The 7,619-nt window shown below is 47.6% G+C and carries 1 protein-coding gene; it reads right to left on the bottom strand.

The genetic code is table 11. The annotated features are described in order from the left end of the window. Nucleotides 1–184: 184 nt before the first annotated feature. Nucleotides 185–7,585 carry a tandem-95 repeat protein gene (locus tag Q0852_RS23040; protein ID WP_299022624.1) on the bottom strand — a complete coding sequence of 2,467 codons (7,401 nt, stop codon included), beginning with the start codon at nucleotides 7,583–7,585 and terminating at the stop codon, nucleotides 185–187. Between the last annotated feature and the right edge of the window lie 34 nt (nucleotides 7,586–7,619).

Genomic DNA, 7,619 nt, shown 5'->3' with positions numbered 1-7,619 from the left:
TACAAACGTATGCCGGTTTTCAAGACCGGTGCTTTCAACCACTCAGCCATCTCTCCGTAAGTGCGGCGAATAATACGAGCCTCTCAGACGCTTGTAAAGCTATTTTTTTTACTTTCCTCTCAAGCGATTAAAGAATCAACAATCACATTTCCCTTAGCTTTATAATCAACCTCTAATCACAGGTTTAATCTTCAATAAAACGGTATTTCAGCTTCAGAGAAAAAGTATCGACATCATTGATATCAATAAAATACCGAGTTGCTTCCAGCCCAATAACCCAATTTTCAGCAATGGTATATCCCAGCTCTATTCCTAAATAAGGATCAACCCCCTCATCACTGGATTTGATAGTACGTCCTTGATAGGTGCTCTCAAAATCCGTCTCCCAATCTATTCCCCCAACACTGACGTCAATATTGAAAGCATCTACCTGCAAAAGAGAATAGCTAACATCCAGCCCAATACCGCTAACCAGTGCCGGAGCCACCAGGGCCACACTCTGGTGATATTCATCCGGTGATGTTGTGCTATTGCTAATCGTTGCACTCCCTTGCCCCTGGTCGATATAACGTACAGTCAACTCCCACTTGGGACTTAGCGCATAACCAAGCCCTACCGTCCAGTAAAAGTCTGAATCATCACTATCAATAACAGTTGCCGCTTTCACATTCGAACGCTCATCCGTAGAGCTCATTCCTAAATCCGCTTCAATAAACCAGTTAGCCTGACTGTTAAAGCTTATAACCAGCAACAACAATGCCAGCCATAATTTTCGGCCATAACAACGAACAAAACCAAATAGTGTCAATAGCATAAGTCCCACTCCACCAACGCCGCCTCCTGATTCATTTTCAATCACAACAGACATCATCAATTTGGTCTGTACCTTAACGGTTGCTGTAGCTTCCAGCCCGTTCACATCACGAATGCGATAGGTGACGGTATCAATACCTTCATACCCTCTCTTTGGTATATAAGTAATTGTCTGATCGGTATTGATACTCACCAGCCCTTTCTGAGCCACGGCTGAGACAACTGTCAAACTGTCACCATCTGGATCACTATCATTGCCCAGAACATTAATAACCAACGCAGTTCGATCATCCGTCTCAACCTGATCGTCCTCTGCCTTTGGTGACAAGCTATTTACGACATTCACAGTGACACTGGCAAAAGCTGTACCGCCACTATTATCTGTAATGCTGTAACTTACTGTTGCAACACCATAAAATTTATCTTCAGCGGTATAGTTCAGCTGATTATTATCGACAACAACAGAACCGAAATCTGCTGATGCATTAGCAATGTCGAGAATATTTCCGTCAGCATCGCTGTCATTGGCAAGGGCATCAATAATAATACTGCTGTTTCGGCTTATTGTGACGGTATCATCCTGGGCGACAGGCAATGTATTGGTACTCGCCCTCGCGGCAACGCCTCCTGGGTCAATAACGCTTCCGTTTGCTATACCGTCGTCGTCATTCGGGCCTCCATCCTGTATTGTCACTTGTACACACCAATGGCCTTCAGTCAGCCCTGAAGTCCAGCGGCTATCTCCCGGAGGCGGACAATAACCAGCCTCTCCCTGAGTCGATGATAAGTAGTTAAACTCATTGGTGACAAAATCAACCCACCCGCTCCCTTGAACAAACTTCCGATATACTGCATTGGCCGGAATAGGAAGACGCTGAGGGAAAACGACCTGATAACTCTGTCCTACCTGAGGCAAACCATAAGCAACAAAATCAAAGATACCGCCAATATTCTCTGCTTGCTGATCAGCGCCAAGTCGTGATGAGATTTCACTATCAAGCAGTTGAGCTCCACCGGTTTCATTACCCGCGAGTGTAACGCCTTTACGTAAGCACACCCCAGGCTCCCCTTCAACAAGATAACTATCCGACTCCGCAACCTGCTCCTGGATAACATTACATTCACTAATAGCATCCTGATAATCAGGAATTCCATCACTGTCAGAATCAGAGAAGCCCTCTTGGTTATCAGGGATCAGATCACCATCCATATCTTCACTACCAAGCGAGGCAAGCTGTTCAACGACCTCGATATAAATATCTGTAGATACAGACAAGGGCTCAACTGCATTATCGGTTACTGTCAGCTTTAATAGATAAATACCAGGGCTCAACTGAGCTGGAGAGAATACATACTGCTCCGGCTCCTGACTGATATCAGCCAACAGAGACTCAGTACTCATCCATTGATAATCATGGTTATCGCCCGTATTCGCATCAGTAACTTGCGCAGTAATCGTGACAAGGTCATCGGTATTTTCAATGAGCTGTCGCTGTTCTGTCTGCTGAACAACAGAAATAACCACTTTCGGAGCGACATTTTGCTCCTGGATTGACAGCGTGTACTCTTTTTTACTGCCTAGATTAATGGCCGGATCCAAGGTGATAATTAATGTTTCCAGACCTTCGACATGTTGATCTTCGTGAATGCTGAACTGGATCTCACCGACGGTACCACTTGCAATCACCACATTGCTATCCCGCAAATCATGGTCATTTGGGCCACTGGTACCCGAGACGGTATATGGGATGGTCACGGGATAACTTGGAGATTGACCATTCAGGAATACCTGAACGCGCTGTGTGGCTCCTTCCGTCGTTTCACTGTCTTTGGCGATTGTCACCAACGGATGAATAGTTACTTTCTGGCTTGCTTCAGCAACATTTCCCTGTGAATCCTCAGTGCGCCAGTACGCCATATTATTACCCGGCTCAAAGAAAGTCTGGTTGTCGACCAATGAAACAGGCAGAACTTTACCATTACTATCACTCGCTACCGCAACCCCGAGATCGACCTTAGTAAACAACGCCGTTGCGTTCAATTCAACATCATCAGGAGACGTGATCTGCGGAACTTGCAGTGCATCACTTTCGATAGTCAGTCGAACCTGACCATTATCACTACCACCATTGCCATCAGTAACGCTATAACCCAATGTTACGGTTCCAGTTAGCTGCGAAGTAAACAAAACGATACCATTTTGAACCGTAGCAGCCCCCCACTCGGCACTGACCCACTCAAGCCGCAAATCATCATTTTCGATATCTGTATCGTTGCTCAGTACATCAAGCGTGTAACTGCCGCTATTGTTTGCAGTTATTACAAAACTGTCATCTACAGCTAACGGAATATCATTTACCGCAGAAACAGCAATATTCACCGAGTATGATGTTGATGCGACCTGACCATCCGTAACCTGATAACTAAATTCATCATCCCCGAAATAGTTCTCCTGCGGTGTATAACGCCATCCCAATCCATTACTTTCCAAAGCGCCATGCTGCGGAGAAGCGATTACCAAAAGTCCAAGCCTATCACCATCAATATCCTGCAGATTAGGTGCAATAATGACACTATTATCTTCAGCAACACTGACGGACAATGATTCGCCCAAAGGAGTGTCATTTACGTTAGTAACCGTAATATTAAATGCTGACAGAGAAACACTTTCTTCACCATCTGTAACAGTAATAACAATACCACTCGACAAACCAACATCACTGTTGGTCGGGCTACCGCTAAGCGTACCAGTCCTAGTATCAAAACTTGCCCAATCTGGCTTATTCGCAATGTTGAAGGCCAACGTGTCATCATCTATATCTGACGCTATTGGCGTAAATGAATAACGACTGTCTTCATCAACTTGTGTCGACGGTGTTCCGTTGATCGTCGGTGCATCATTCACATTGGTGACGGTGATGGCAAAAGCGGGAAGGGACACTGTCGCAACTCCATCGCTCACACTAATCACAATGTTAGAATAAGTGCCCACATCATCATTACCAGGGCTACCACTCAAAATACCAACCGAGGAATCGAACTCAGCCCAATCCGGAAGGTTGCTAATACTGAATGTGAAATTGTCACCATCGATATCACTGGCTTGGGGAACAAAATTGTAGCTTCCATCCTGAGCCACTTCTGTTGTCGGAGTTCCCGATAACGTCGGTGCATCATTAACAGCTTCGATTTCAATCGTCACTATCGCGGTATTGGATACACCTCCCTCATTATCACTTATAGAGTATGTGAAACTATCAATACCATGGCTATTTTCATCCGGTGTATAAGTAAGCGTGCCGTCACCGTTATCGCGGAGCGTGCCGCTAACCGGAGCAGTGCCAAGAGTAAGTGTCGAGGTATCTAAACTACCATCCACATCACTGTCATTAGCAATAACATTAATGGTGACGTCATTGTCTTCCGTGGTAGTTACATTGTCATCATTGGCTAACGGTGTGTCATTCACTGATTGAACAGTAATCGTCACCTTCGCCGTATTCGATACCAGCCCCAACTCATCACTAACCTGATAAGTAAAGCTATCTTCACCGTTAAAATTTCCAACCGGTGTAAACAATATAACCCCGCTATCAGCAACACTGACGTTACCTTGCTCCGGCTGGCTGATAACAGTTACGCTACCGCTATTCAGCTGGCCATCAACATCGTCATCATTACCCAAAACGTTAATTGAGTGAGTGCTGTCTTCAAGTAATGTCGCAATATCATCATTCGCAACAGGCGCATCATTAACGCTATTAACCGTCATATTCACAATGGCCGCTTCTGAAATCGCGCCTTCGTTATCCTCTACCACATAAGTAAAGCTATCCGCACCATTGAAATTAGTCTTTGGCGTATAAGTCACTACGCCAAGTTCAGATACACTGACAGTCCCATTGTCAGGCTGACGGACTACCGCAACGGTTGCAACATCCACAGTGCCGTCAATATCACTGTCATTCGCTAATACTGAAACCTCAACTGCCGTATCTTCATCCGTAACAACGTCATCGGCAACTGTCCTTGGGGCATCATTAACACCGGCAATATTAACCCTTACTTCAGCGACATTGGATAGTCGTCCACTGGTATCCCGCACGGTATAAGTAAAGACATCACTACCTGTATAGTCTCTATCTGGCTCATAACTAACCTGACCATTTTCAATTGTCACACTACCATGACCGGGCTGACTAGCTATGACCAAAGTATTTCTGTCTGTGCTATCACCTTCATCAGGATCCGTGTCATTGGCCAGAATATCGATAAGCACTGATGTGTCTTCGTCTGTCGAAACTACATCAGCAACAGCGACAGGAGAATCATCAACAGGAGTTACCGTAATCGTGACTTTAGCCGTATCTGACTGCCCACCATACACATCCTCAACCCGATAATAGAATCTATCCGTTCCAGCGAAATCTTTCTCAGGCGAATAAGTCACCACACCTGTCCCGGTGTTCACACTGGTATTACCATGAGCAGGCTTAGTCGTTACAGTTACACTGGCAGGGTTAATTTCGCTGTCACTATCACTATCATTATCCAGCACAACAATTGCGACACTATTATCTTCTGCTACCGTTGCCGTATCTGCTGCAACCTGAGGAACATTATTACCAATAGTAAAGTTATAACTGGTTGAATCATCAATACCGACGAAGGTATTACCCGCCTTATCAGACAAGGCATCAGAAGAAATATGAACGTAATAGCTATGGGTCGGGATAAATTTATCAAGGAGCGATATAGACACTTTCGCACCATCAATAACAATCTGCTCACCGTTCATACTCACCGCTTCAAACAGACCATCATCAACATCATAGATACTGATACTGCCTTCACCCGCAATGATATTTTCGCTAAAGGACAACTCCAACAACGTATTATACTGAACGTTTCCGGCATCATCTTCCGGAGTCATCTGCTGGAGATAAGGACGGGAACCATCAAATTCCAAGCTATAACGCTCAGCAGCCAGATTATTATTTCCAACGCTATCAGTAACACTTCCAGCAGCTACATCAAGTGACACCATACCGTCACTATCCGGTGTAACAGTAACCTGATATTGCCCATCAACTTTATCTACCAAAGCACTCAAACTGGCATTAACTACGGTTATCTTATCTAAACTAAAGCCTGTAACAGGCTCACCAAAGTCAATATCGGCAACAAAGTCAGCATTAGTAATAGCATTCGCATTGCTTGAAATAACTGGCTTAGGCGATGTGCCATCATAACTAACCGTAACCTGACTTGCGGCCAAACTTTCGTTGCCTACCATATCGGTAAAGGCTCCTTTTGACACATCCAGCGTTACCGTTCCGTCATCGGATGGCGTTAATGTCGCACTGTAGCTGGCCTCTGAACCGGTAAAGTTACTTAATACACCATTTTCAACGGTTATATCCCCGACAGCAAAATCCGAACTCGCTTCACTTAAGGCGAAAGTGATATTAGCAGTACCTTCCGCTTTCAACTCGGTCTTGTCACTGCCGATAGTTACCGTCGGCAGCAGGGTATCCAAGCTGATACTGAGCTGGGTCGCCGCGGTATTGGTATTCCCCGCGCTGTCGGTGAAGGCATTGACCGCCACATCGATGGTCGCTGCCGCGGTACGGTCACTGTCCGGGGTAAAGGTCGCGGTATACGTGGTGCCGCTACCGGCAAAGCCGCTGAGGCTACCGCCGACCACAGTAATGTCACTGGCTGCAAAATCCGAACTCGCTTCACTCAGGGTGAAGGTTAAGCTGGCCGTTTCACCCGCCTTAAGGCTCGGCGTGTCGCTGCCGATACTGATCCCCGGCAGTACGGTATCCAGGCTGAGACTGAGCTGGGTCGCCGCGGTGTTGGTGTTACCGGCGCTGTCGGTAAAGGCATTGACCGCCACATCGATGGTGGCCGCTACGCTGCGATCGGTATCTGGAGTAAAAGTGGCGGTATACGTGGTGCCGCTGCCACTAAAGCCGCTCAGTGAACCACCGACCACGGTAATATCACTGGCTGCAAAATCAGAGCTGGATTCACTCAGGGTGAAGGTCAGTGCCGCAGTCTCACCGGCCTTGAGGCTCGGCGTGTCGCTGCCGATGCTGATCCCCGGCAGTACGGTATCGAGGCTGACACTGAGCCGGGTCGCCGCGGTGTTGGTATTCCCGGCGCTGTCGGTGAACACACCTCCTGCAACATCAATAGTCGCCGCTGCGCTGCGATCGGTATCCGGGGTGAAAGTGGCGGTATACGTGGTGCCACTACCACTAAAGCCGCTCAGTGAACCACCGGCCACGGTAATATCACTTTCCGCAAAGTCTGAACTGGATTCACTCAGGGTAAAGGTCAGCGCCGCGGTCTCGCCAGCCTTGAGGCTCGGCGTGTCACTGCCGATGCTGACCCCCGGCAGTACGGTATCGAGGCTGACACTGAGCCGGGTCGCCGCGGTGTTGGTATTCCCGGCGCTATCGGTGAACACACCTCCTGCAACATCAATAGTCGCCGCTGCGCTGCGATCACTGTCCGGGGTAAACGTCGCAGTATACGTGGTGCCGCTACCGGCAAAGCCGCTCAGTGAACCACCCACCACGGTAATATCACTTTCCGCAAAGTCTGAACTGGCTTCGCTCAGGGTGAAGGTCAGCGCCGCGGTCTCGCCGGCCTTGAGGCTCGGCGTGTCGCTGCCGATGCTGATCCCCGGCAGTACAGTATCCAGGCTGATACTGAGCAGGGTCGCCGCGGTGTTGGTATTCCCGGCGCTGTCGGTGAACACGCCTCCTGCAACATCAATAGTCGCCGCTGCGCTG

This window comes from uncultured Photobacterium sp. (genome assembly GCF_947502415.1).
In the GTDB taxonomy this organism is placed as follows: domain Bacteria; phylum Pseudomonadota; class Gammaproteobacteria; order Enterobacterales; family Vibrionaceae; genus Photobacterium.
Note: the sequence above shows the minus strand (reverse complement) of the source record. Positions and strands in the feature narration are given on the sequence as shown.